Here is a 22256-nt window from a genome sequence, read left to right as displayed (position 1 = left end):
ATTAAGGAGAGGAGATTAAAAAATGGACAAGATAGAAGTAGGAGAAGTTTTTACAATCAGTGATGAAAATGATCAGGAAATGGAAGTGGAGGTCCTCGCGTCTGCAGAGGTTGATGGCAATCAATATGCTGCTGTCAGCTTTGTCGAAGATCTTGAGGAAGACACAGAAGAAGATATTGATGTGTTCTTCTTAAAACTGGATGAGGATGGCGACTTTACACCCATTGAAAACGACGAGGAATTTAACAAAGTTTCAGCGGTATTTGAAGAGATGATAAACAACGAGGAATAGAAGAGAAGGAAGATTCCTTCTCTTTTTTACATATCCTGGAGAATGATTACGGAAACAGCAGGTGATTCAATGAAAATCTTATGCATCGATGGCGGCGGAATACGCGGTGTTTTTGCCGTAAGCATTTTGAAAGCTCTCGAAGAGGAACTGAAACAGCCTGCAGGCGACTATTTTGATATAATCGCAGGCACAAGCACCGGATCGATCATTGCCTCTTCACTGGTCATGAAAAAAGATATGAGCGAGGTCCTGAAAGGATACGAATCATTCGGGAAAAAGATTTTTGTCAAACAGGCTAAGGTCGGCCTTTTTAAAAGCGTATACAGTGATAAGTATATGCGGCGCTTTTTCCGGAAAGCCTTTGGCGAAACGGAGCTGTCTGATATAAAAAAACCGCTTTTGATTCCAGCTGTCGATGTGACACATGGCAAACCGTTTGTCCACCGTTCCAATTATGGAAGTCCCGGCAACGATAGCCTATCCATGAAGCTTTGGGATGCAGTGCTTTCCTCCTGTTCTGCACCTGTCTATTTCCCGCCGAACAACATCAGCAACAGTTATTTATCCATAGACGGAGGGCTATGGGCTAATAATCCATCACTCGTTTGTATTACGGAGGCTATGCATCACTTCAGGATGGAGCTGCAAAACATAAAAATCCTTTCGCTTGGAACCGGTCTTCAAAAAATTGATTTTACGATTGATCATGATAAATATTGGGGTGTAAAGCATTGGCTGCCATTCCAGCTCCCGTCCATGAAAGTGACACCCAAGCTATTGGACCTGGCTCTTCATTTATCGTCCGAATCAGTTACCTACCATTGCAAACATCTTCTCGGAGAAAATTACCTGCGCATTAATGAAGAGCTGGGAGAAGAAATGCCTTTTGACGAAATAAAGTTTGTGGAAGAATTGATTATACTCGGGGAGAAGGTATATAAGGATCGGCGGGAGGAAATTAAGAAGTTTTTACTTTCATGAAAAAGGAGCAGGGAATTTTCCTGCTCTTTTCTCATTTTGTATGCATCACAGAATAATACTTTACAGGCTCTGCTTTGTTTTGAAGAACTTCAGCAATCGTTCCAGTGAGGCTGTATGGCCGCTTTGCGTCATGGCCGGCTTCCCAGATCATCATTCCGCCGAATCCGTGGTTTAAAGCCAGTATGGTTTTCTTTTTCATGGTGGCGGATCCATTATAGTAATAGCTGATGCCATTCATGCTGATTCTATCTTTTGCTGCATATTCAGGATTATTGTTTATGACGGCCTGATAGGATACCGGCTTAACGGCAGGATCCTCCGGCTGAGCATAAAGTGGAACACCCAGAACCAGCTTATCCTTGGAAATCCCTTTTGAATCAAAGAGGCTGCCCCAATAATTGGCGATATTCTCTGTAAAGGAATAGGGAGAAAGATTAGCGGCATTGTATCCCCCATCCCACTGCCCGTCATATGCCATGATATTCACATAATCAACCTTCCTGAACATGTCGGGCTCATACACAACATATCCGCTCTCTGTACCTGTTACACTATGAACCTTGGCATGAACCGCAACAGACAGCTCCTTGCCGTTTGCATGGAGCACTCCGCTCAAATGATTGATAAAAACAGCCAGGAATCTTGCATCCTTCTTTGAACGCGGATGCTCAAAATCAATATCAATTCCGTCTAGGTGTTCCTTTTTAACCAGCCCCGAGAGTTCTGTTACCAGCCTGTTTCTCGAGGAGTCTTCCGCTATTGCCTGTTTAAAATAATCATAGGATTCCCCGCCATTGATATGAAACCATCCCCCCACAGCCAGGAATGCCTTCACATCTTGCTTGTGAGCATTCGACACCACTCTCTGCAGATTATTCCGCGCCGTCTCACCATTAAAAGAAATGCTTCCGTCTTTCTCAGGATGAGCAAAAGAAAAAATGACATGAGAAAGATTTGAATAATCGATCGAAGCGGGATCGCGATAATCCTGGACATAACCCATCAGCACTTTTTCCGGGATCTCTGAAAACTCCGGAACCTTTTTTGGAACAGGAAGTTTGTCCGATTGGGAAGCAGGGGCAGGCTGTTTAATAGACTGGAGTCCGCTTGTGTTTTTTGTATAATAAATGCCGGCAGCGAATCCGCCGAAAAAAATAATAGCAATCATGATCAAAACTTGATAATTTCTCTTCACTTCTAGAAAACCTCCATCTTTCAATCCTTTAAAAGTGTAACAAAAAAGGGAATGGGGAGGAGGTGGTAATTTATTGCTGACATTCCATTCCGGCATATAACAATAAACTTTTAATAAATATATGATTCTCATCACATTACGATCTTCCTCCACATGTTACATTCCTTATAAGCACTAGTAACAGCCTAGAAAAAGGAATGATATAGGAGGAATTGTACAGTGAGCGAATTAATAAATAACCGTGAGCATCCGGACCATCACAGCCATTCTATTCATAGAAGTGATGAAGCAGCTGTTCATCCTAAACCGGAAGAACAGCCAGGACATCCCATTCATACTTTCACCCGGGAGAATAAGGCAATTGATAATCATTTGAGAGAAAATGTTAAGGTCCATCTCGAGGCGTTCATCCAGGAGGATCATGAGGATAATGTTTATGCTCTATTAGAAGACTTCATCCTGCTCCTTGATCTTGATAAGCATTACAGCCGAAAGGAAAATCTGCTTTTTCCATACCTGGAGAAGTACGGAATTTATGGACCAACCAATAATATGTGGAGCATCGATGACTTTATCAGGGATGGCATAAAGGAAGCCAGGAACCTTCTCACTCAATACGAGGGGGACAAGCAAAAGGTCATCAATGCAGTCCGTTTCGTTTTCAATGAAGTTAGTGCCATGATTTACAGGGAGGAAAATATTCTTTTCCCAATGGCTTTAAAAAATCTTACAGAAGATGAATGGGTAAAGATCGCCCATGAAAGCGACGAGATTGGCTTCTGTCTGACCGGCCCAGAAAAGGAATGGAAGCCCGAACGGAAAGGGATTGACGGGAATGCCATATCAGAAGGCTACATCAAAATGGAAACCGGCATTTTGTCCTTAAAGCAGATGGAGCTGTTATTTAATCACTTGCCTGTTGATATCACTTTTATTGACCATGATGACGTTGTCCGGTATTTCTCTCATGGCAAGGAAAGAATATTTGCCAGGACAAAAGCCGTGATTGGGCGAACCGTTCAGAATTGCCATCCGCCCCGCAGTGTACATGTAGTGGAGGAATTGCTGAAGGATTTCAAGGAAGGACGAAAAGACTCTGAAGATTTCTGGATCAAATTCAGAGATAAATATGTTTATATCCGTTATTTTGCCGTACGGGATGATAACGGGCATTATATGGGAACCCTTGAATTCACACAAAACATCAGTCCCATACAGGAAATCGAGGGAGAGAAAAGGATTCTTTCTTAATCAAAAAAAGCTAAGAGCGTGATGCTCTTTAGCTTTTTTTGATTTTTGATGGATTATTAACCTTGTATAAAACAGGTTCTTCAATAATGAATTCTTCGTCACAGTCTTTCCCTTTAGGCAATTTCTTTTTAACTATTTTCCCATCGAATTCGAGACTTTCACCTGGCTGAAGTTCAAATTTCTTTAACGTTTTCGAATGGGAACACCAGCCAAGCCCAACTTCAATCGGTTCGTCCTCCTGAATAATAAGATCTTCAAGTATGATGACTTCATCATTGGCTTCATTGAAATGGTTCCAGCTCAGGGCAAGCTGCTTAACTTTAGCTGTAAAGTGAACCTTATCTGCCGGCAGCTCCAATGCAGGCTGTTTTTCCTTTTTGGCTTTTTTGGCTGCCGATCTATCACTTTTGCTGTTTTCAGCAGATTTCTTTGTTTCTTCAACAGACTTCTCTGTGGCTTTTTTTGAAGCTTTTTCAGAAGGAGCTGAAGTGATATCCCCAAAATCAGCAGCCAGTGCTTTCCCAAAGCTCGGAGACTGCATCTCCTTAAGATAAGCCGGATGTATGCAGCTCAGATTCCCATCCTGAAACTCGATTATAATTGTATAAAAATCTCCAGACTCCCCGTACGTCTGATACCCTTTAACCGTAACAAGACGCTGCTGTGTTTTTTCTTTATACCAGAATTCCTTTTTAACTTCCCTTGTAGTTGATAATCCCCATTCCCTGACTTTCTCTTCATAATGGGCATCATCCTGAAACGTTTCAAAATGACCCGCCGGAGGAAAATACACAGTATTGTTTGAGTCTTCTATATGAGGCAGAGTAATCGCCAAACCGTCCACATCCTTTCAACATTATTTTAATGGCCATAAGTGATAAAATCAAAAATGTGGAAGGGTTTTTGCGATAACTTTTGAATATAGTTTATTAATAAAAAACAGTTTGCTGTAAAGGAGTTAATTAGAATGAAAACATTCAAAGACAGAAATGACGTTCCGCTGGATGAAAAATGGAATCTGGAAGACATATACCCAAGCATGGAGACATGGGAAGATGATTACAAGCTTATTGAACAACTGGCCGATAAGCTGAAAACCTTTGACGGACAGATTCATGATGGTCATTCACTTTATCAATACCTAGAAAAAAAAGAAAAACTCTCTTACATATTTAATAAGCTGTATGCATATGCGATGCTGAAAACCGATGAAGACACACGTGTGACAGTTTCGCAGGCCTATGTAGACAGGGCAAAGCAATTAAGCGTCAAAGTCAGTTCTTCCACTTCTTTTTTTATGCCATTTCTCTTAAGCCTTGATGAGGAAACACTGAAGAGCTATATTGCTGAGGAAAAGGGCTTGAAATACTTTGAGGAGGACTTGCTCGAATCCTTCCGCTATAAGCCGCATGTCCTTAATAAAGACAAGGAGGAAGTCCTGTCCCATCTCGGCGAAGCACTTTCGGTTCCCAGCCATACTTTTGGAATGATGAATAATGCAGATATAAAGTTTGGCGATGTAACAAAAGAGGATGGCGAGAAGGTTGAACTGACGCGGGGCATGTATGCGAAAATCATGGAAGAAGAAGACCGGGAAAAGAGAAAAGAAGCCTATAAGGCCTATTACCAGCCCTATGTGCAGCTTAAGAACTCCATTGCTTCCACCCTTTCTGCAGCGATAAAAAACAATGTCACCATGGCCAAAATCCGTAATTATCCTTCAGCACTTGAAAAAGGACTATTCGGTGATCAGGTGCCAAAGGAAGTGTATGTCAATCTAATTGAGACGACTAAAAAAAATATCGATGCAATGCATCAGTATACTGCGATACGCAAGGAACAGTTAGGCATTGACGAGCTGAGGCAATATGATCTAAGTGTTCCTTTAGTAAAGGGTGTCAAACCTGAAATTTCCTATGAAGAAGCTTATGACACCATGTGTAAAGCGCTCGAGCCTCTTGGGGATGATTATATTTCTATTCTGAAGGAATTTAAGTCAGGCCGCTATATTGATGTGCGGGAAACTCCAGGGAAGCGGTCAGGTGCCTATAATCTCGGCATTTATGGAGTTCATCCTTATATCCTCCTGAATCACCGTGATGATCTGGACAGCCTTTTTACACTTGCTCATGAATGCGGGCATGGTGTCCACAGTAAGCTGAGCTCACAGCACCAGCCGCAGATCACCGCCCGTTATAGCATCTTTGTGGCGGAGGTCGCTTCAACAGTGAATGAAGTGCTCCTGATTCATTATCTGCTGAACACGGAGAAGGATAAAGATGTCCGCAGGCATCTCCTTAATTATTTTATTGATCAGTTTAAAGGAACCTTCTTTACTCAAGTTATGTTTGCTGAGTTTGAGATGAAAACCCATGAATTAGCGGAAAGGGGAGCGCCGCTTAACGCTGAGGTTTTCAGCGGAATTTACGAACGTTTATTCCGTGAATATAACGGGGATGAAATTGTTTTTGATGAAGAAGTGAAATTCGGCTGGGCCAGGATCCCTCATTTTTACCGTCCATTTTATGTGTATAAGTACGCAACCGGATTTGCGTCTGCCATTCATTTGGCAGCGAAAATTCTTGAAGGAGACAATGAAACGCTGCAAAACTATCTGGAGTTCTTAAAAAGCGGAAGCGCCGATTATCCGCTGGAGCTGTTAAAGAAAACCGGAGTGGATCTGATTTCTCCATATCCTATTGAAAACTCCCTTCGGAAATTCAGAGATCTTGTAGAAGAATTCGGAAACCAATAGAAGGATTGGGCCTGTTTCTTGGTATAGAAACAGGCTTTTCTACAGTCATAATTAAAAGAAAAGCCTGCTGAAATACAATTAATGGACAGGATGAAATATTCCTGCAATAATTGATGCAAACTTTAATTAAAATGAAGATAATGCAAATAAATTGTGAAGGATGAAAGGATGAAAGTACTTCTGGCAAGCCCGAATTTTCACCAGGCAAGAGGGAACACAGTTACTGTTCAGCGTATATCCGATAACCTTAATAAGCTGGGCATTGAGACTGAAATAATCAATATCACAGACGGCTGCAAATTATCCAGCCTGCCAAAAGCCGATATTGTGCATGGCTTTAACGCTTATCGGTTTGGCCAATTCATGAAGGGGCTCGGTGAAAAACCTGAAAGATATGTCGTAACCATGACCGGCACTGATTTAAATATCGACCTTTATGACCCGGTGAAGAAAACCGTAGTCATTCAAACCGTTAACAATGCCGAAGCTATACATGTTTTTGATGAAGAAGCTAAGCTTGTACTGGCAGGTGAAGTTCCTGAAGCAAAAGATAAAATCAGCGTTATCCATCAGGGCACTGTAATATTTTCTGAAGCTTGTGCCGACTATAAAAAAGAACATGGCACTTTTTTATTTTTGCTGCCGGCAGGAATCCGCAACGTGAAGAATATTCCTTTTGCCATCGAAAAGCTTAAAGTGTTGTATGAAAAGAATCCCCACATCCGTCTTTGGCTGGCGGGTCCCATAATTGAAGAAGAAGAGGGGAATATCGTAAAGACCCTTACTGAAAAAAATAAAGAATGGGTTCAATATCTCGGCCAGATCCCGCATCACCATATGGGAGAGCTATACAGGCAAGCGGATGCCGTTTTAAACACATCCCATTCTGAAGGCCAGCCTGCTGCCATTTTAGAAGCAATGGGGTATAGCCTTCCTGTTCTTGCAGCCGATAACCTTGGCAACAGGAATATCATTTCACATCAGGAAACGGGTTTAATCTACACTAATCCGGTCGAATTTCTTGATTATGCAGACAAACTAGTGAATAATAACGAATTGAGGATAAAATTGGGGCATGCTGCCAAACTCTACGTGGAGGGCAGTCATTCTTCGGAATATGAAGCTAAAACCCTTCAAAACATTTACGAAATCATCTTTGAAAAGTCCCCAAGTAAACAATAAATGAGCAAGGAGTGAGAACTATGTCGAGAGAAGAAATCGTGAAACTGACTTCTTTATCAACAAAAGGCGGCTGAGGATGCAAAATTGGTCCTGAAGACCTGGCGCAGGTTCTGCGTCATTTGCCTAAGTCTGTACCTGACCCCAACCTCCTGGTAGGATTGGATACATCGGATGATGCAGGCGTATATAAAATAAATGATGAAACTGCCCTTGTGCAGACACTGGATTTCTTCACTCCTATCGTTGATGACCCCTACATGTTCGGCCAAATCGCCGCAGCCAATTCGCTGAGTGATATTTACGCTATGGGCGGCAAGCCTATAACCGTCATGAATATTGTAGGTTTCCCTATCAGCAAACTGGATAAAAGCATACTTGCAGACATTCTGGCTGGAGCATCCGATAAAGTGAAAGAATCCGGTGCTGTGTTAGTTGGAGGGCACTCCATTGACGACCAGGAGCCAAAATTCGGTTTATCTGTTACAGGAACCGTGCATCCTGAACGGATAAGAACAAATGCAGCAGCCAAGCCTGGCGACAAACTGATCTTAACCAAGCCGATTGGCGTCGGCATTCTTACTCAAGCGATTAAAAGGGATATGCTGGATCAGGAAGGCATTGACCGTGTGATGGAAGTGATGGCTGCTTTAAATAAAGAGGCAGCTGAGGCTATGGATAACTACCAGGTTAATGCCTGCACAGACATTACTGGTTTTGGCCTTCTCGGCCATGCGATGGAGATCGCAGAAGGAAGCGGCACAGGATTAACCATTGAAAGCACAGCCGTGCCTGTTCTTCCAAAAACCAGGGAGCTTGCCCAGCAGAACATTATTCCCGGCGGCTCTAAAAAGAATCATAAATGGCTCTCCGGACGTATTCAATACGAAAATATTGATGATGTTGACCAAGTGATTCTTTGTGATGCTATAACATCAGGAGGACTTTTAATAACCGTTCCTGAATCAGAAGCTGAACCCCTCCTAAATGACCTGAAGGAAAAAGGTGTAGAATGGGCTTCCATCATTGGAACAGTCACAGATCAAAATCCCGGAAAGATTACGGTGATCTAAAAAGGACTCGAACAGAGTCCTTTTTTACCTTTACTAAAAAACAAAATAAGGAAGTGCTAACATGAAAAAATTCTTAATGCTCCTGACTATCTTCTCAATGATGCTTTTGTCAGCCTGCAGCGGAAATGAAACAGATAACACAGATAAAAATGGAAAAGATCAATCGAAAGAAAAGTTCACCATTGGGGTCATCCCTGTTCAAACAGAGGGATCGATGGAAGCTGCCATGGAGAAATTACAGTCAACCTTATCTGATAAACTCGATCGGGAAGTAGCTGTCGAAGTTTATCCGGATTATAACGGGGTAGTGGAAGCCATGAACTACGATAAAATTGATATGGCATACTTCGGCCCATTAACATATGTTGTTGCCCATGAGAAGAGCGGTGCCAAAGCCATTATTACACAGCTAATTGATGGAGAACCATTCTATTATTCATATATCATTACCCACAAGGACAATCCATGGAACTCACTTGAAGATTTATTGAAAAACAGCAGTGAAGCTGACTTTGCCTTCGGTGATATCAATTCAACGTCAGGATCCCTTATCCCATCCATAGAATTAAAGGACCGTGACGTTTACCAATCAGAGGATGAACACAGCTTTAAATCCGTCCGATTCACGGGCTCACATGACGCTACTGCATTGGCAGTTCAAAATAAACAGGTGGATGCCGGTGCGATCGACAGCGCCATTTATAATCAATTAGTGGATTCAGGAAAAGTAGATGGAGAGCAGTTTAAAACGATCTGGAAATCAGAAAAGCTTTTCCAGTACCCTTGGGCTGTACATGAAAACACTGATGAAGAAACCATTAAAGCATTGAAGGAAGCTTTTCTTGCTATTGAAGATCCCGAAATTCTGGATGCATTCGGTGCAAGCGGATTTACTGAAGCAAGCAACGAAGATTATGAAAGCATCCGTCAGGCTGCCCTAAAAGAGGGACTTATTAAAGAATAGGGCTGATAAGATTGTGGTTTAAAAAACGCAGCATATTAACATATACCGTGTTGGCTTTATTCATTTTTCTAAGCATGAAGCTGACAGAATTCGACTTATCGAAATTCAGAGACTTCCGCAACATGATTGATTTCCTGTCCCATTGGTTCCCGATGGATTTTTCTCTCCTTCCAAGGATACTGGAAGACAGTCTGGAAACATTGGCCATGGCTTTTCTGGGAAGTTTCTTCGGGCTTATTATCGGACTTCCCTTAAGCTTTATGGCCGCCAAAAATACTTCCGGCTCAAAGTTTGTTTACCATATAACCCGAGTCGGCCTCAGCTTTGTCCGATCCATCCCTGAAATTGTTTTTGGTTTGATTCTTTTGACGGCTCTTGGGCTTGGTCCTTTTCCGGCTGTCCTGGCCATTATGTTTCATAACATTGGGGTTCTGGGAAAACTGATCTCAGAACTCATTGAAGCATCCGATCCAGGGCCGCAGGAGGCCATGAAAGCAGTTGGGGCAAAAAGCTGGTTTGCTTCTCTATTCAGCATCCTTCCTCAAATATGGCCAAATGTATTGTCAAATTACTTCTACCGGTTTGAGGTTGCCATAAGGACTTCCCTTATCTTGGGCTTTATTGGCGGGGGAGGAATTGGCCAAAGACTTTTTAATGATTTTAAAACCTTCCAATACAATTCGGTTTCGCTCGATGTCCTGGTGATTATGATTATTGTTATTCTAGTGGACCTTTTTGGAAGCTATGTCAGGAACCGAGTGATATAAAGGAGGACGGAAATGCTTGAGATTCGAAATATAACTGTCCGTTATCCCGGCATGAAGCATGATGCGCTTAATTCAATAAATCTGATGATACACCCTGGAGACTTTGTTTGCGTGCTAGGTAAAAGCGGTGCCGGAAAGTCCACCCTGATCCGCTGTCTAAATGGCCTGCAGACCCCTTCATCAGGGGAAATCATCTGGGATGGCCAATCCTTTTCTGCACTTAGTGATGAACAGCTTCGGAGAATCCGCAGGGAGATGGGCATGATCTTTCAGCATTTTAATTTAGTTCCGCGATTGACTGTCCTGCAAAATGTTCTGACAGGCATGTTCGGCTACAGGAGCAGTTTCAAGAACCTCATTGGCTGGTTTACAGAGGAAGAAAAGGCTCAGGCTAAACAAGTCATTGCAGAGGTGGGCTTAACCGACTTTGCTGACCGCAGGGTTGAGCATCTTAGCGGAGGGCAGAAGCAGAGAGTAGGCATTGCCAGGGCTCTCCTTCAAAAGCCAAGGTTCCTGCTGGGAGACGAGCCTGTTGCCAGTTTGGATCCTGGAACTTCAGACCGGATTTTCAGCCTGCTGCAGGAGATGCATAATCGGCATGGTCTGCAAACCATAATTAATGTCCATGATGTTCAATTGGCTAAACGCTATGCAACCCGCATCATTGCTTTAAAAGATGGGGAAGTCGTTTTTGATGGTAAACCGGAACAGTTCACAGATGATATGTATGTATTTACATATGATGCAGAAAGTTATCAAGAAAAATCGTATAGCCGATCAACTTAAGAACAGGAGGCAGAAGAATGGCCAATTGTCCATGAGTAGTGGATAGCTCGAACGTCGTGTACGTTTCGAATGACCCTGACATCCAGTTATTCAATTCCGGACATCCATCGAAGAAAACAGTAACACTGACTTTTGACGATGGGCCGGCAAGAGTTCTTCCGGAACTATTGGATATATTGAAGAAAGAGAAGGCTCCGGCTGTTTTCTTCTGGCAATCAAGGCTCTTATACCCCGGTCGTCCGTGGAAAAGAGTCCTGGAAGAAGGCCATCAGATAGGAACTCACTCTTCAAAGCATTCCAATTATGCTAAATTGACCCCAAATGAACAAATCCAGGATCTCAAGAGAAGCAAATTAAAGATTGAATCCATCACTGGCCAGGAAGTGAAGCTATTCAGGCCCCCATATGGGCAGTATAATGAACATACCATTGCTGCAGCTAAAGAGCTCGGCCTCTCCACCATATTGTGGAGAATCTCGTCCATGGACTGGGAGCTCAAAGAAGAGCCTGAACAAATGATCACAAACGTTCTAGAGAACCTGGAAGACGGAGCAATCATTCTTTTGCATGAATTAAGCCAGACTGTAGAAGCCCTGCCTGAGTTAATTGCTGAGATAAGGGGAAAAGGCTACGAATTCAGTTTGCTGTAAAAAGTATCCTCTCTGAGGGTACTTTTTTTTATGCACTGAAAAAAGGAGTATTATTTTTTAAAGCCATTTTATATATATTGTTAGGTAGGATGCCTATAAGGGGGAGCGAAAGCTTGTTTACTAATATTGTGACTGCAAACGGGACTCTGAATGACCGTTATATTTTAAGGAGAGAGCATTTATATCAGGGCTCGAACGGCCGGTTTGTCGAGCGCTTTTTTATTGATGAGAGCAAGAGCTATATTTTCAAACCCCTGACAAATAATACTCAGCTTGGAAAAGAAGTGTGGATTTTCGAAAATGTATTGGCAGAACTGCCGCTAAAGTTTCCAAAAATCCTGTCGTATTCCGTTCAAAACGCACTAAGCAATAATTGGATTATTTTAGAGGATCTTGGCACCATCACACATACTTTTGATTCTAAGATTGCACTCGAACTAACTGCATTAATGGCCAAATGGCACTCTTTACCCGCTGAGCGGTTTTCCAATACAAAGCTGAGTGGTCCTAAACCAGCTATTGAGGAAATGGCAAACCATATTCTGCAGAACAAAGAGAAGGTTTTTACTATTTTCAGGTTACATAATATTTCAGAACGATTAGGAATCACCCTTTTCAGCGCATGTACCTCTAAATCCTTTTCTGATGTGAAGGTTCTTTGCCATGGGGATTTGCACCAGGGGAATTTTGGGTATGCTGGCGATAAAACGGTGGTTCTGGACTGGGAACATTGCCACTTAAACATACCTCATTGGGATTTATTTCATTTAATCGATATGTCACATCCGGATTTCCCTAAGCCTGATGACCATACTTTACGAAATAAGATTCTGGACTGTTATTGCGAGGAATCCCAAATCTCTGTTCCTGACAGGGTGAAATTCAAACAGGAATATTATTTATTTTCAGCTGTTTTTTCGGCTTGGATGATGCTGTTAATACAATCAGATTTAGAAAATCAGAGAGCGAAGTGGACTACAGAACAGCTGTCGAGACAATTAAAAGAAACAATCCGCAATCTTGTTGAATGTGCGGAAGAAATCATTTAGAAAGAAGTAAGTTCAAGCTAATTGACACAAATCAGCTAATATGATATTTAAATATTGTTTAGCACTCTTAAGGTTTAAGTGCTAATGCAATAAAGAATGGTAAGGGGAGAGACTAACATGGAAACAAAACAGTTTCAGGCAGAATCCAAGAGATTATTGGAAATGATGATTAACTCCATTTACTCTCAAAGAGAGGTGTTCCTGAGGGAGCTTATTTCCAACAGCAGTGATGCCATCGATAAGATCTACTACAAAGCACTTACAGACGATTCTTTAACGTTTGACAAAGACAGTTACTACATAAAAATCGTTCCTGATAAAGAGAACAGGACATTAACAATCAAAGATACCGGCATTGGCATGACTAAAGAAGAACTGGAAAACAACCTGGGTGTCATCGCCAAAAGCGGTTCTCTCGCATTTAAGAAAGAAAATGAGATTAAAGATGGGCATGATATTATTGGCCAATTTGGAGTAGGGTTTTATGCTGCTTTCATGGTCGCAGATGTTGTAACAGTGATCAGCAAAGCACTTGGCAGTGACCAGGCCTACAAATGGGAATCCCATGGTGCTGACGGTTATACGATTGCACCATTTGAAAAAGACGCGGTCGGTACTGAAATTATATTAAAAATTAAAGAAAACACAGAAGATGAAAGCTATGATGAATACCTTGAGGAGTACCGTTTAAAGTCGATCATAAAAAAATACTCTGATTTCATCCGCTATCCTATTAAAATGGATGTTAAGGTAAGTAAGCCTAAAAGTGATGCCGAAAACGAGTATGAGGAAAATATTGAAGAGCAGACCATAAACAGCATGGTCCCAATCTGGCGAAAGAATAAAAGTGAACTGACAGACGAGGATTACGAAAAGTTCTATCAGGAAAAGCATTATGGCTTTGACAAGCCGGTAAAGCATATCCATATAAGTGTGGATGGTACAATCCGCTATAATGCGATTTTATATATTCCTGAGAATATTCCTTTTGATTATTACTCAAAAGAATATGAAAAAGGCCTTGAGCTTTATTCGAATGGCGTTTTAATCATGAATAAGTGTGGAGATCTTCTGCCTGATTACTTCAGTTTTGTCAAAGGGATGGTAGACTCCGAAGATTTATCACTTAATATCTCAAGGGAAATGCTCCAGCATGATCGGCAGCTGAAGCTTATTGCGAAAAACATCAGCAAAAAGATTAAAAATGAACTGCAGCAGCTGATGAAAAATGAGCGGGAAAAATATGAACAATTTTATAAGTCATTTGGAAGACAATTAAAATATGGTGTATACAGCGATTTCGGAACCCATAAAGAAACGCTCCAGGATTTATTGATGTTCTATTCTTCAACAGAAAAGAAATTGGCATCACTTGATGAATATGTATCTCGAATGAAGGATGACCAGAAATATATTTATTATGCTGCTGGAGAGTCAAACGAAAGAATCGAAAAACTTCCACAAACTGAGCTCGTGGCGGACAAAGGTTATGAAATTCTGTACTTTACTGAAGATATTGATGAGTTCGCCATTAAAATGCTGATGTCCTATAAAGAAAAGGAATTTAAGTCAGTCTCAAGCGGAGATCTCGGCATAGAGAATGAGGAAGAAAAGATAACCGAATCAGAAGAAAAAGAGCATAAGGATTTATTCAGCAGCATGAAGGAGATTTTATCAGGAAAAGTAAATGATGTCCGGATTTCCAAAAGGCTTAAAAGCCATCCGGTTTGCCTGACTGCAGATGGCGAAGTCACCATTGAAATGGAAAAGATCCTCAGCACCATGCCTGACAATCAAAATGTTAAAGCGAACAAGGTACTGGAAATCAATTCAAGCCATGAGGTGTTCCAGGCTTTAAAAAATGCAATGGAAAATGATAAGGAAAAGTTAAGTCTCTATACAAACCTCCTATATAATCAGGCCTTGCTGATTGAAGGCCTGCCAATCAGCGACCCTGTGGAGTTTACGAATGATATCTGCAAAGTTATGGTCTAATAACTATACAAACAGCCCGATTCCATTGGGCTGTTTTTTGTTATTTGTTTAACGATTCTAAGGAATATTTTATGTACCAATAAACACACTAAGCAATAATGGAGTGCTATGTTTCACAGCAAGGCAATTACCCTGAAATATATGCCTTGTCCTTTACTATACGTTCTTGACATGGTACGGCTTCGAAAATATTGAAAACTCCAAGCAACCATTCCACCTGGTAGAAGGTGAACAAATACATTCCAGAATCGGGAAGGAGATTAACATGTCTGTTTTCGTTTACCAATCATTTGAAGTGAAGCAGGATAATTTCGTTGAAGCTCTAAAAAATCTGAGGATGATCCAAAGTTACCGGAACGAAAATTACGAGCACAAGGTGGAGCTATTGTCGCCAATTTCAGGAGATGATCATACATATGCTTTCCTATCCACATATGAGGGCCTTGCAGAGATGGAATTGCAAAACAAAAAGATGTTTGAAGATGAGGAATACAAAAAACTGATCGAGCAATTTTTCCTGGAGGATATCGTCCAGGGAAGCATGCACACTCAACTGTTCAGAACTGTAACAGGATTAAAGAGCGACAGTTCCGAGAAAAAGAAATAAGGTTTTTTGGCAATTTTCCATGTGGCATCGAAACGGAAGCCGATCAGCAGCTGAATCGGCTTATTTTTTTGCCAGCATGCGACGCAATGAGGGAGGTACATCATGGATTTTTTTCTTCCAAGCGGCAATTCCTCGAAAGAAAGTAAATCAGGTGATTTAAAATGGTGGCAATTATCACTGATTGGTGTGGGCTGCACCATCGGGACCGGATTTTTTCTGGGGTCTGCCATTGGAATCAAGATTACAGGACCAGCCATTGTATTTTCATTTATATTAGCGGCTATCGGAACTTATATAGTCTATAATCTTTTAGCTAAAATGACAGCAGAAGACCCTCAGGAAGGATCTTTCTGCTATTATGCCAATAAAGCGTATGGGAAGTGGGCAGGATTTAGCTGCGGCTGGAATTACTGGTGCTCAAATATATTAATTATGGGGAGCCAGTTAACCGCTCTATCCATATTAACGAGATTTTGGCTCCCGCATGTCCCGCTTTGGATTTTTGCAGCGGGCTATGCCATTCTTTCGATTATTGTAGTCCTAACAGGAAGCAAGGGCTTTGATAAGGCAGAAAACCTCTTTGCAGTTATTAAAACTGCTGCTATCATCATGTTTATCATCCTGGCTTTTGCTGCATTGGCAGGGATAATGGATGGAGATGTCAAACATCCGGGATTCCCGGGGTCTGCCGGTGACTGGTTTCCAGAGGGCTTTAAAGGCTTTTGGTCATCTTTAATATATGCGTTCTATGCATACGGAGGAATAGAAGTAATCGGGCTGATGGCTACCAGGTTAAAAAAGAAAGAAGATGCTCCCAAAGCCGGCATTATCATGCTGATAGTCCTGGTCATCATTTATGTCATTTCACTTGGCTTAGCCGTTTACATGGCTTCACATGGGGAATTTAATGAAAAAGAAAGTCCGTTTGTGACTGCCATGGAACATTATAACCTGGACTTTTTCCCGCACGTTTTTAACGCAGCCATCATCATTGCGGGCTTCTCAACCATGACAGCTTCACTGTTTGGAGTAACATCATTGCTGGTTACTTTAGCTATTGATGGCGATGCTCCAAATCTTTTTTCAAAAAAGATAAAAAAGTGGAAGGACCTGCCGCTGCCATCACTCGCACTTGCAACAGCCGGTTTAATTGCATCCATTGTAACAGCTCTGCTTTTGCCAGGGAAAATTTATGAATACATTACCACTGCTGCAGGAATCATGATTTTATTCAATTGGTCTTTCATCATTATTTCTGCGCTGCGGATATTGGAGAACAAGATATTTGGCAAGCTCCTTGCCATTTTTGGACTGATCCTGATCCTTGCTGCGGTCAGCGGAACATTACTTGAAAAATCAATTCGGTTTGGTTTTTTCGTAAGCTTACTTTTCGTTGCAATAATAGCGATTGCAGCTCTGATTATGCAAAAGGCAGTATGGAAGAACGAAGGAAAAGGAACCTGTTAAAAACAAACACCAAATGTCTGGTGTTTGTTTTTTGATGGATGGAAGAAAGAAGGAGGGAAGGCAAAATTACTTTAGGTACGGAGTCAGTTTCTGAATAATTTGATTCAGCTTTTCACCATTTCTTTCATACATTTTCTGTGCACTTTTTGAATCAGTCTGCAATGAAAATACTTCAAGGTCCGCTGCACACTTCTTAATCATGGCCAGAAGCAGAGGACGCTGTTGGGGTGCAGGAACCTTAATTAAATCATCATATACATCCACTGTTAAATCACCAAATGAATCAATTTGTCCCAAAAAAATATTTTCCTGAGCAAGGCCTAATTTCTCGATCTCAGCTTTCAGCCACTTTTGGTTTTTTCCCGACCCGGCCAATGGATCGTTTAGAATTTTACCATCCATAATAACCGTTTGCGGTTCTTTTTCCTGAGGCAGGTTCAGTTGAAGATCTTTTGGAGTGAGCGGCTGGTTTTCCTTCTTCAGCATGATGCTCAGGTCACCACGAGGCTCCAGAACTGCAAACTCCACATCGGCAGCCTTAAAGACATTTTTTTGGCGCAGCAGGGAGGATAGGTCATCAATAGAGTATCTTTCTTTTTTTAAGTTGTCTTCCAGAATCTTTCCATCTTTAATAAATATTGTCCCTTTTCCTTCAAAGAAATCGCGGAAGCTTTTGCTCTTTAAGGCTAGAATATCAGCAAATAATGTAACAAGACCAAAGATCATAATAGAAAGAATTCCGCTTGCCCAATGGTTGTCTAAGCCCATAATAATTTCACCGGCTATACTCCCAATGGTGATGCCTGATACATATTCAAAAAAGGAAAGCTCTGAAATTTGTTTTTTTCCAATCATTTTTGTAATAACAAACAAAACACCCGCAAACAGTATAGAACGAGCACCAATCAGCAGCCACTCAGGCATAATTTCATCTCCATATAATTAATTTGGTTTATATTGAGGCTCCTCAAACTCAATAACCTTTTTTCTGCTTTCCAAATCATTTTTTATTGTGCTAATATCCAGCATAGATTCATGAAAAAGACGCTTTGCTTCTTCGTCCATTGAAGTTAATGCAAAGCTGGATAATTGTGCTTCGATAGAACGTATTGCTGCAAGACATTGACTGATATCAGAAGCAATGGTCATCGGGAAAATCACACCATTCATAAGAGTTTTTATATAAAACGGCGGCTGGCAAAAGCCAGCCATTTGATTTATTGATTATATTGAGGCTCTCCTTTCTGAATTTCCTGAAGCCTTGGTTCAAGGCTATCAATGATGGATTGTGTCTGCTGGGCAGCGCTTTGGTACAGCTGCTTGGCATTTTGATTTTCGGTAGCAAGAGCAAAGGTTTCAAGGCTTGCCTGAGCGCTTTTTAACCCTGCAATAGCTTGTTTTACTTGAGTTCCAACTGTCATGGTCTTACCTGCTTTCTGTATTAATAAATCACACGTGTATTTTGGCTTTTTTCAACTTTTATATGTGATTAGTCTGCTGATTTTTGCTGGGTATTCAAGAAGTATTTGTTTAACTGGAGTTAAAAGGACCATCAAAAAAATTGCCAGCATATTTGCATTCCACTAAGTGAAAATTAAGAACCGGATGATTAAAATCTCATCCAAATTCGTTTTATAATAAGGGAGTGCTTGCAGTTGAATAACTGGATTTCAGCGCTTTTCAATAATATGGGGAATATGCGCAGGCCAATGATGAATATGTTTGGCGTAAAAAGAAAGAGCAACTGGGGCTGGCTATGGGGATCACTAATCAGCATAGTGCTGAGCACAGCAGCGGTAGCTTTTACACGCAGCCGAAACCACAGCGCCAATATGCATCCCATGCAGCAGATCATGAACAAATCAAATATGAACAATGCTTTTAAGAACCAAAACCTGTCAGCACTCACTGAAATGGCAGATGAGCTTGGTTTTGAGAAGAAGAAGCAATAGATGGAAATGCCCACAAGTATGTGGGCATTTTTATATTTTTTCAACAAACAAGAACATATGTTTGATATAATAAATTAAAGGGAGAGGATAAAAATGCGAAATCCTGAAATTGATGATAAGCAAATCATAAATATGTATAAAAGCGGGATGAGTTTTAAGGAAATGACAAAGATCATAGGTTTAAGCGACAGAGCCATTCGCAATGTACTATATAAACATAAAATAGAAATGAATCGGAGTCGATCATCTGGACAACCCAGAAAGAATATGGTTAATGAGGGTTTCTTTAAGACATGGTCTAATGAAATGGCGTGGGTCCTAGGATTAATAATTACAGACGGGTGTATAAATAAAACTATAAACACAATAACTCTAACTCAAAAAAATGAAGATATTTTAAGATTAGCCGCAAAGTATATGGAAGCAGACTATATCCTGGCACCTGCAGGAAAAACTAAATCAACTCCGACATTAGTCATTAATTCAAAAAAAATAAAAAATGATTTGTTAGCGTTAGGTATAACAGCAAATAAATCTTTAATTGTTCCATTTCCCAAGGTTCCAGAAGAATATATGGCTTCTTTTATAAGAGGCGTAATAGATGGAGATGGCTGGGTGCAGAAAAAAGGGTATGTGATGAATATTACAACAGCTAGCCAAACATTTGCCAAAGGCTTACTAACTGTTTTTGAAAATTGGAGCTTAAGAAGCGAAATAACTATTGAGGTGAGCATCACGGGAAACCTCATATATCGAGTATGGGTAAAAGGAAAAACCTATCTTCCTTTGCTTGCGAATATTCTATATAATGATGCTGTTGAGCACTTGGAATCACAAAAGAAGGCAAATATGCTGATACATTCGACCTTAAATTTAAATAAATAATTTACCATTAAACAGGAGGCGGGCGTAATAATGTGGGAATTAGTAAATGGCAAGTTAATTCAAAAAACTGACGAGAATAGAGTAAAATTCAGGACAAATATAAGTAAGTCTATACTAAATGAATTAGAAACTTTATCAGCAGAACATGACACTCATATTAACTATCTGCTTGAAAGCGGACTTCAAGAAGTATTGAATCAGGATTTTATTACATATGATAAAAAAACTCGGCCAAAGGATCGAGTTCAATACAAGACAACCTACGATAAAGTCTTATTGGAAAAAGTTAAAGATTTCGCAAACAACCACGGACTCTTTATAAATGATGTTATTGAATACAGTGTACGTTTTATAAATCTGGAGAAAATAAAAAACAGCAGCTATAAGAACAGGGTAGAGTAGCAGCAGCTGCTTTATTCTTAAAATATATTACAACGCCCCGAACATAATATATATTATAGGAAGTAATGAATTGAAATAAAAATACTGTCTCATTATCAAAGTATACTTAAGATAGTGAGACAGGATTAAAATTTTCATCAAATTAATCCTGCTTGTTTAAAACGCATTTATAGAATTGTTAATTGTTAAATGAACTTTCAGCTGAATTTATTAACAGCCAAATTCATTTTCACTAAACTCCTGGCTTTACTTCTGATGCTCCAGCTAATATTGATTTAATCCTTATTTAAGGGATATTCTGATGATTTATAAGCCCCTCTTATAATTTATATTTAAACCAACTAGTTTACATAATATTTTTACGCACAACCTTCGTCAGTCTTTTATTCACTATCCTGTGTACTATTAAAGAACATTTCTGCCTGATCTTTATTCTCTTCACCTATTTTTCCATCAGATTCATAACTTAATTCAAATGTATTTTTCTAATTCCTTCTTCATTTCGATCGCTCCAGTGTTTATATGATTTGGTACAGCGTCTTTTCTGTTAATAAATGCGTTTTTACCACAACGCGAACACGCGTTCCGATTAAGTGTATCACACTGGCATCAGTGCGGCAGTTAAATACTTTCTGGGTGTCCCATAATAAATCAGCTTGCTGAATTCCGGATAAACAGATTCAAAGTATATAAAGATTGGCGAATCAAGCAGCCATGGATAGTTGGAATAAAAAGACCGGTCTCCATAGACCATGGCTGTCAGCGCCAGATTTAATTCTTTCTGGAAAATGAGAAACCTTATTTTTGAGTATTGATGATCAAATTCCCCGCTGCTGATATACACCCTACCGCTCAGAACATACTGCCCCATTTGCGGAATCCATTCAGCAAAAACTTCATCACGGAATTTAGGATTAATTGCATTAAAATCATAGCATCCGCCTATTGCCAAAAATAATTCTCCGCTTGCATCTGAGTGTGTAAGTGTATATTTCCTGCTGTCTACGGGTCTGAATTCCGTCGCAGGAGGCAAATATTTTACCGACAGCTTAGATGGATTAAATTTGCTCACATGAAGCCCCCCTATACAAATTTCCTTATGCCCAGTATATGGGAGCCATAAAAAAACGTGACAAATGCCCAGCCACTAACGCTTACGGGAATTCATTTTCATGACTTTGGTATCTTTTAAATTCCATTTCCCATCTTCATACAGCCAAAATGACTCTACAAAGGCAATGGTATCTGCATTATAGGCCCCGCTTATTCTCTGAACTCCCATTAATCCCTCTTTCCCTTCAACAGGGATGATCTTCAAAGTGCTATAAGGATTTACCATAAGCTCAGTTGGCTCGCTAAGCTTCCCGTTTACATACAGACCGAGCCGTTCATACTCTTCACTCCTGTCCCGTAAATCGAACGTATACGATTGTTTTGTTTCCTGTATGCTGATATTCGCTTTGTACCCATTTTCAAATTGACTATTAATTACTAAAGGATCTGGAACGGAGAGGTCAACCAGCTTAAAGTCCTTCAAAGTATATAAATAAAAATTCGACAGGCCTCCGCTTCCGCCAGTTGGAATACTAATATACATATCTTTGATTGAATCACGGTTTAAATCTTCAAACTGTATTTGAGGTTCATATCCTCCCTCAAGCTCCGCTTTATACGTATTACCGTCTGACGCCTTTACTTCAAGTGAAATCTCCTTTAAAAATGAAGCGCCTTCCTCATAATAGACACCCTTAATATAGACAGAGTCTGCCTTATTATCACCGGTAACATCCACTTTATCTTTTGACAGCGTTACAGTCTTTTGTTCTTGTTCACCTGCATATACACCGGTTATAGCGGATAAAGACATAAAAAAGAAAGCCGCAAACGCAAAAAGCAATTCCTTCTTCATTTACGTATCCTCCCTATTTTTTTATTATCTTGCCCAATTTTGGAAATAACATGTAAAATCAAAAAAACCTCCTATCCTAAGGATAAGAGGCTGTGAT

At 40.4% G+C, this 22256-nt stretch carries 24 protein-coding genes; 17 read left to right on the top strand and 7 right to left on the bottom strand.

Features of this window, described 5'->3' with window-relative positions; all coding sequences use genetic code 11:
- The first annotated feature begins 22 nt into the window (after positions 1–22).
- Both BK139_RS02520 and BK139_RS02515 read left to right on the top strand, forming a co-directional pair.
- Complete coding sequence (locus BK139_RS02520; RefSeq protein ID WP_076256458.1) at positions 23–292, top strand: DUF1292 domain-containing protein; 270 nt, start codon at positions 23–25, stop codon at positions 290–292.
- A 69-nt stretch (positions 293–361) separates the two neighbouring features.
- A complete protein-coding gene (locus BK139_RS02515) occupies positions 362–1273 on the top strand; it encodes a CBASS cGAMP-activated phospholipase (protein WP_076256635.1) in 912 nt (303 codons plus the stop codon).
- Positions 1274–1304: 31 nt separating this feature from the next.
- Here BK139_RS02515 and BK139_RS02510 read toward each other — a convergent pair whose 3' ends face one another.
- The gene (locus BK139_RS02510) at positions 1305–2468 is read right to left on the bottom strand and encodes a glycosyl hydrolase family 18 protein (protein WP_286147747.1); all 1164 of its coding nucleotides are present in this window, start codon (positions 2466–2468) and stop codon (positions 1305–1307) included.
- Positions 2469–2687: 219 nt separating this feature from the next.
- On the opposite strand from BK139_RS02510, the gene BK139_RS02505 reads away from it, so the two are divergent.
- Positions 2688–3719: a DUF438 domain-containing protein gene (locus BK139_RS02505; RefSeq protein WP_076256456.1), complete on the top strand. Its 1032-nt coding sequence runs from the start codon at positions 2688–2690 to the stop codon at positions 3717–3719.
- Between the two features lie 28 nt (positions 3720–3747).
- On the opposite strand, the gene BK139_RS02500 is transcribed toward BK139_RS02505, so the two are convergent.
- Positions 3748–4563, bottom strand: coding sequence for a hypothetical protein (locus BK139_RS02500; RefSeq protein WP_286147746.1), 816 nt, complete (start codon positions 4561–4563; stop codon positions 3748–3750).
- 123 nt (positions 4564–4686) lie between these two features.
- Here BK139_RS02500 and pepF point away from each other — a divergent pair, with 123 nt between their 5' ends.
- From pepF to BK139_RS02445, 11 genes are all read left to right on the top strand, one after another.
- A complete protein-coding gene (gene pepF, locus BK139_RS02495) occupies positions 4687–6474 on the top strand; it encodes an oligoendopeptidase F (RefSeq protein WP_076256451.1) in 1788 nt (595 codons plus the stop codon).
- Between the two features lie 168 nt (positions 6475–6642).
- Positions 6643–7656, top strand: coding sequence for a glycosyltransferase (locus BK139_RS02490; RefSeq protein ID WP_076256448.1), 1014 nt, complete (start codon positions 6643–6645; stop codon positions 7654–7656).
- Between the two features lie 20 nt (positions 7657–7676).
- The gene (selD, locus tag BK139_RS02485) at positions 7677–8726 is read left to right on the top strand and encodes a selenide, water dikinase SelD (protein WP_175609045.1); all 1050 of its coding nucleotides are present in this window, start codon (positions 7677–7679) and stop codon (positions 8724–8726) included.
- A gap of 61 nt (positions 8727–8787) precedes the next feature.
- Positions 8788–9690, top strand: coding sequence for a phosphate/phosphite/phosphonate ABC transporter substrate-binding protein (gene phnD, locus BK139_RS02480; RefSeq protein ID WP_076256444.1), 903 nt, complete (start codon positions 8788–8790; stop codon positions 9688–9690).
- A gap of 11 nt (positions 9691–9701) precedes the next feature.
- Positions 9702–10457, top strand: coding sequence for a phosphonate ABC transporter, permease protein PhnE (phnE, locus tag BK139_RS02475; RefSeq protein WP_076256443.1), 756 nt, complete (start codon positions 9702–9704; stop codon positions 10455–10457).
- Between the two features lie 12 nt (positions 10458–10469).
- Positions 10470–11243 carry a phosphonate ABC transporter ATP-binding protein gene (gene phnC / locus BK139_RS02470; protein WP_076256441.1) on the top strand — a complete coding sequence of 258 codons (774 nt, stop codon included), beginning with the start codon at positions 10470–10472 and terminating at the stop codon, positions 11241–11243.
- Positions 11244–11281: 38 nt separating this feature from the next.
- Complete coding sequence (locus BK139_RS02465; protein ID WP_076256439.1) at positions 11282–11893, top strand: polysaccharide deacetylase family protein; 612 nt, start codon at positions 11282–11284, stop codon at positions 11891–11893.
- A 113-nt stretch (positions 11894–12006) separates the two neighbouring features.
- Positions 12007–12942 carry a phosphotransferase gene (locus BK139_RS02460; RefSeq protein WP_076256437.1) on the top strand — a complete coding sequence of 312 codons (936 nt, stop codon included), beginning with the start codon at positions 12007–12009 and terminating at the stop codon, positions 12940–12942.
- 117 nt (positions 12943–13059) lie between these two features.
- On the top strand, positions 13060–14937 hold the full coding sequence (gene htpG / locus BK139_RS02455; protein WP_076256435.1) for a molecular chaperone HtpG: 1878 nt from the start codon (positions 13060–13062) through the stop codon (positions 14935–14937).
- 265 nt (positions 14938–15202) lie between these two features.
- Positions 15203–15544, top strand: coding sequence for a hypothetical protein (locus BK139_RS02450; protein ID WP_076256433.1), 342 nt, complete (start codon positions 15203–15205; stop codon positions 15542–15544).
- Between the two features lie 102 nt (positions 15545–15646).
- Positions 15647–17011 carry an amino acid permease gene (locus tag BK139_RS02445; RefSeq protein WP_076256431.1) on the top strand — a complete coding sequence of 455 codons (1365 nt, stop codon included), beginning with the start codon at positions 15647–15649 and terminating at the stop codon, positions 17009–17011.
- A 66-nt stretch (positions 17012–17077) separates the two neighbouring features.
- Here BK139_RS02445 and BK139_RS02440 read toward each other — a convergent pair whose 3' ends face one another.
- The 3 genes from BK139_RS02440 to BK139_RS02430 all read right to left on the bottom strand — a co-directional run bounded on the left by BK139_RS02440 (position 17078) and on the right by BK139_RS02430 (position 18432).
- Positions 17078–17935, bottom strand: coding sequence for a DUF421 domain-containing protein (locus tag BK139_RS02440; RefSeq protein WP_076256429.1), 858 nt, complete (start codon positions 17933–17935; stop codon positions 17078–17080).
- Between the two features lie 18 nt (positions 17936–17953).
- Positions 17954–18160, bottom strand: a complete 207-nt coding sequence (locus BK139_RS02435; RefSeq protein ID WP_076256632.1) for a DUF1657 domain-containing protein — start codon at positions 18158–18160, stop codon at positions 17954–17956.
- Between the two features lie 68 nt (positions 18161–18228).
- Positions 18229–18432: a DUF1657 domain-containing protein gene (locus BK139_RS02430; RefSeq protein WP_076256427.1), complete on the bottom strand. Its 204-nt coding sequence runs from the start codon at positions 18430–18432 to the stop codon at positions 18229–18231.
- A 234-nt stretch (positions 18433–18666) separates the two neighbouring features.
- On the opposite strand from BK139_RS02430, the gene BK139_RS02425 reads away from it, so the two are divergent.
- From BK139_RS02425 to BK139_RS02415, 3 genes are all read left to right on the top strand, one after another.
- Entirely contained in the window at positions 18667–18963 is a 297-nt protein-coding gene (locus BK139_RS02425; RefSeq protein WP_083675282.1) for a hypothetical protein, read from the top strand.
- 93 nt (positions 18964–19056) lie between these two features.
- Positions 19057–19848: an LAGLIDADG family homing endonuclease gene (locus BK139_RS02420; protein ID WP_076256425.1), complete on the top strand. Its 792-nt coding sequence runs from the start codon at positions 19057–19059 to the stop codon at positions 19846–19848.
- 30 nt (positions 19849–19878) lie between these two features.
- Positions 19879–20250 (top strand): rRNA methyltransferase, encoded by a 372-nt coding sequence (locus BK139_RS02415; protein ID WP_076256423.1) that lies wholly within the window; start codon positions 19879–19881, stop codon positions 20248–20250.
- A 598-nt stretch (positions 20251–20848) separates the two neighbouring features.
- On the opposite strand, the gene BK139_RS02410 is transcribed toward BK139_RS02415, so the two are convergent.
- Both BK139_RS02410 and BK139_RS02405 read right to left on the bottom strand, forming a co-directional pair.
- On the bottom strand, positions 20849–21322 hold the full coding sequence (locus tag BK139_RS02410; protein WP_076256422.1) for a staygreen family protein: 474 nt from the start codon (positions 21320–21322) through the stop codon (positions 20849–20851).
- 75 nt (positions 21323–21397) lie between these two features.
- Complete coding sequence (locus BK139_RS02405) at positions 21398–22159, bottom strand: hypothetical protein (RefSeq protein WP_076256420.1); 762 nt, start codon at positions 22157–22159, stop codon at positions 21398–21400.
- Positions 22160–22256: the final 97 nt, after the last annotated feature.

The sequence above is a fragment of the Paenibacillus sp. FSL R5-0490 genome (assembly GCF_001956215.1).
Lineage (GTDB): Bacteria > Bacillota > Bacilli > Bacillales > Cytobacillaceae > Cytobacillus.
The sequence above is the reverse complement of the archived record's forward strand: the minus strand, read 5'-3'. Positions and strand labels throughout refer to the sequence as shown.

What these genes read in the sequence shown, in the direction of transcription:
- BK139_RS02520 (WP_076256458.1), top strand. Translation starts at nt 23, where the DNA reads ATGGACAAGATAGAAGTAGGAGAAGTTTTTACAATCAGTGATGAAAAT.
- BK139_RS02515 (WP_076256635.1), top strand. Translation starts at nt 362, where the DNA reads ATGAAAATCTTATGCATCGATGGCGGCGGAATACGCGGTGTTTTTGCC.
- pepF (WP_076256451.1), top strand. Translation starts at nt 4,687, where the DNA reads ATGAAAACATTCAAAGACAGAAATGACGTTCCGCTGGATGAAAAATGG.
- BK139_RS02430 (WP_076256427.1), bottom strand. Translation starts at nt 18,432, where the DNA reads ATGACAGTTGGAACTCAAGTAAAACAAGCTATTGCAGGGTTAAAAAGC.
- BK139_RS02435 (WP_076256632.1), bottom strand. Translation starts at nt 18,160, where the DNA reads ATGACCATTGCTTCTGATATCAGTCAATGTCTTGCAGCAATACGTTCT.
- BK139_RS02405 (WP_076256420.1), bottom strand. Translation starts at nt 22,159, where the DNA reads ATGAAGAAGGAATTGCTTTTTGCGTTTGCGGCTTTCTTTTTTATGTCT.
- htpG (WP_076256435.1), top strand. Translation starts at nt 13,060, where the DNA reads ATGGAAACAAAACAGTTTCAGGCAGAATCCAAGAGATTATTGGAAATG.
- BK139_RS02445 (WP_076256431.1), top strand. Translation starts at nt 15,647, where the DNA reads ATGGATTTTTTTCTTCCAAGCGGCAATTCCTCGAAAGAAAGTAAATCA.
- phnD (WP_076256444.1), top strand. Translation starts at nt 8,788, where the DNA reads ATGAAAAAATTCTTAATGCTCCTGACTATCTTCTCAATGATGCTTTTG.
- BK139_RS02420 (WP_076256425.1), top strand. Translation starts at nt 19,057, where the DNA reads ATGCGAAATCCTGAAATTGATGATAAGCAAATCATAAATATGTATAAA.
- BK139_RS02490 (WP_076256448.1), top strand. Translation starts at nt 6,643, where the DNA reads ATGAAAGTACTTCTGGCAAGCCCGAATTTTCACCAGGCAAGAGGGAAC.
- BK139_RS02450 (WP_076256433.1), top strand. Translation starts at nt 15,203, where the DNA reads ATGTCTGTTTTCGTTTACCAATCATTTGAAGTGAAGCAGGATAATTTC.
- BK139_RS02415 (WP_076256423.1), top strand. Translation starts at nt 19,879, where the DNA reads ATGTGGGAATTAGTAAATGGCAAGTTAATTCAAAAAACTGACGAGAAT.
- phnC (WP_076256441.1), top strand. Translation starts at nt 10,470, where the DNA reads ATGCTTGAGATTCGAAATATAACTGTCCGTTATCCCGGCATGAAGCAT.
- BK139_RS02440 (WP_076256429.1), bottom strand. Translation starts at nt 17,935, where the DNA reads ATGCCTGAGTGGCTGCTGATTGGTGCTCGTTCTATACTGTTTGCGGGT.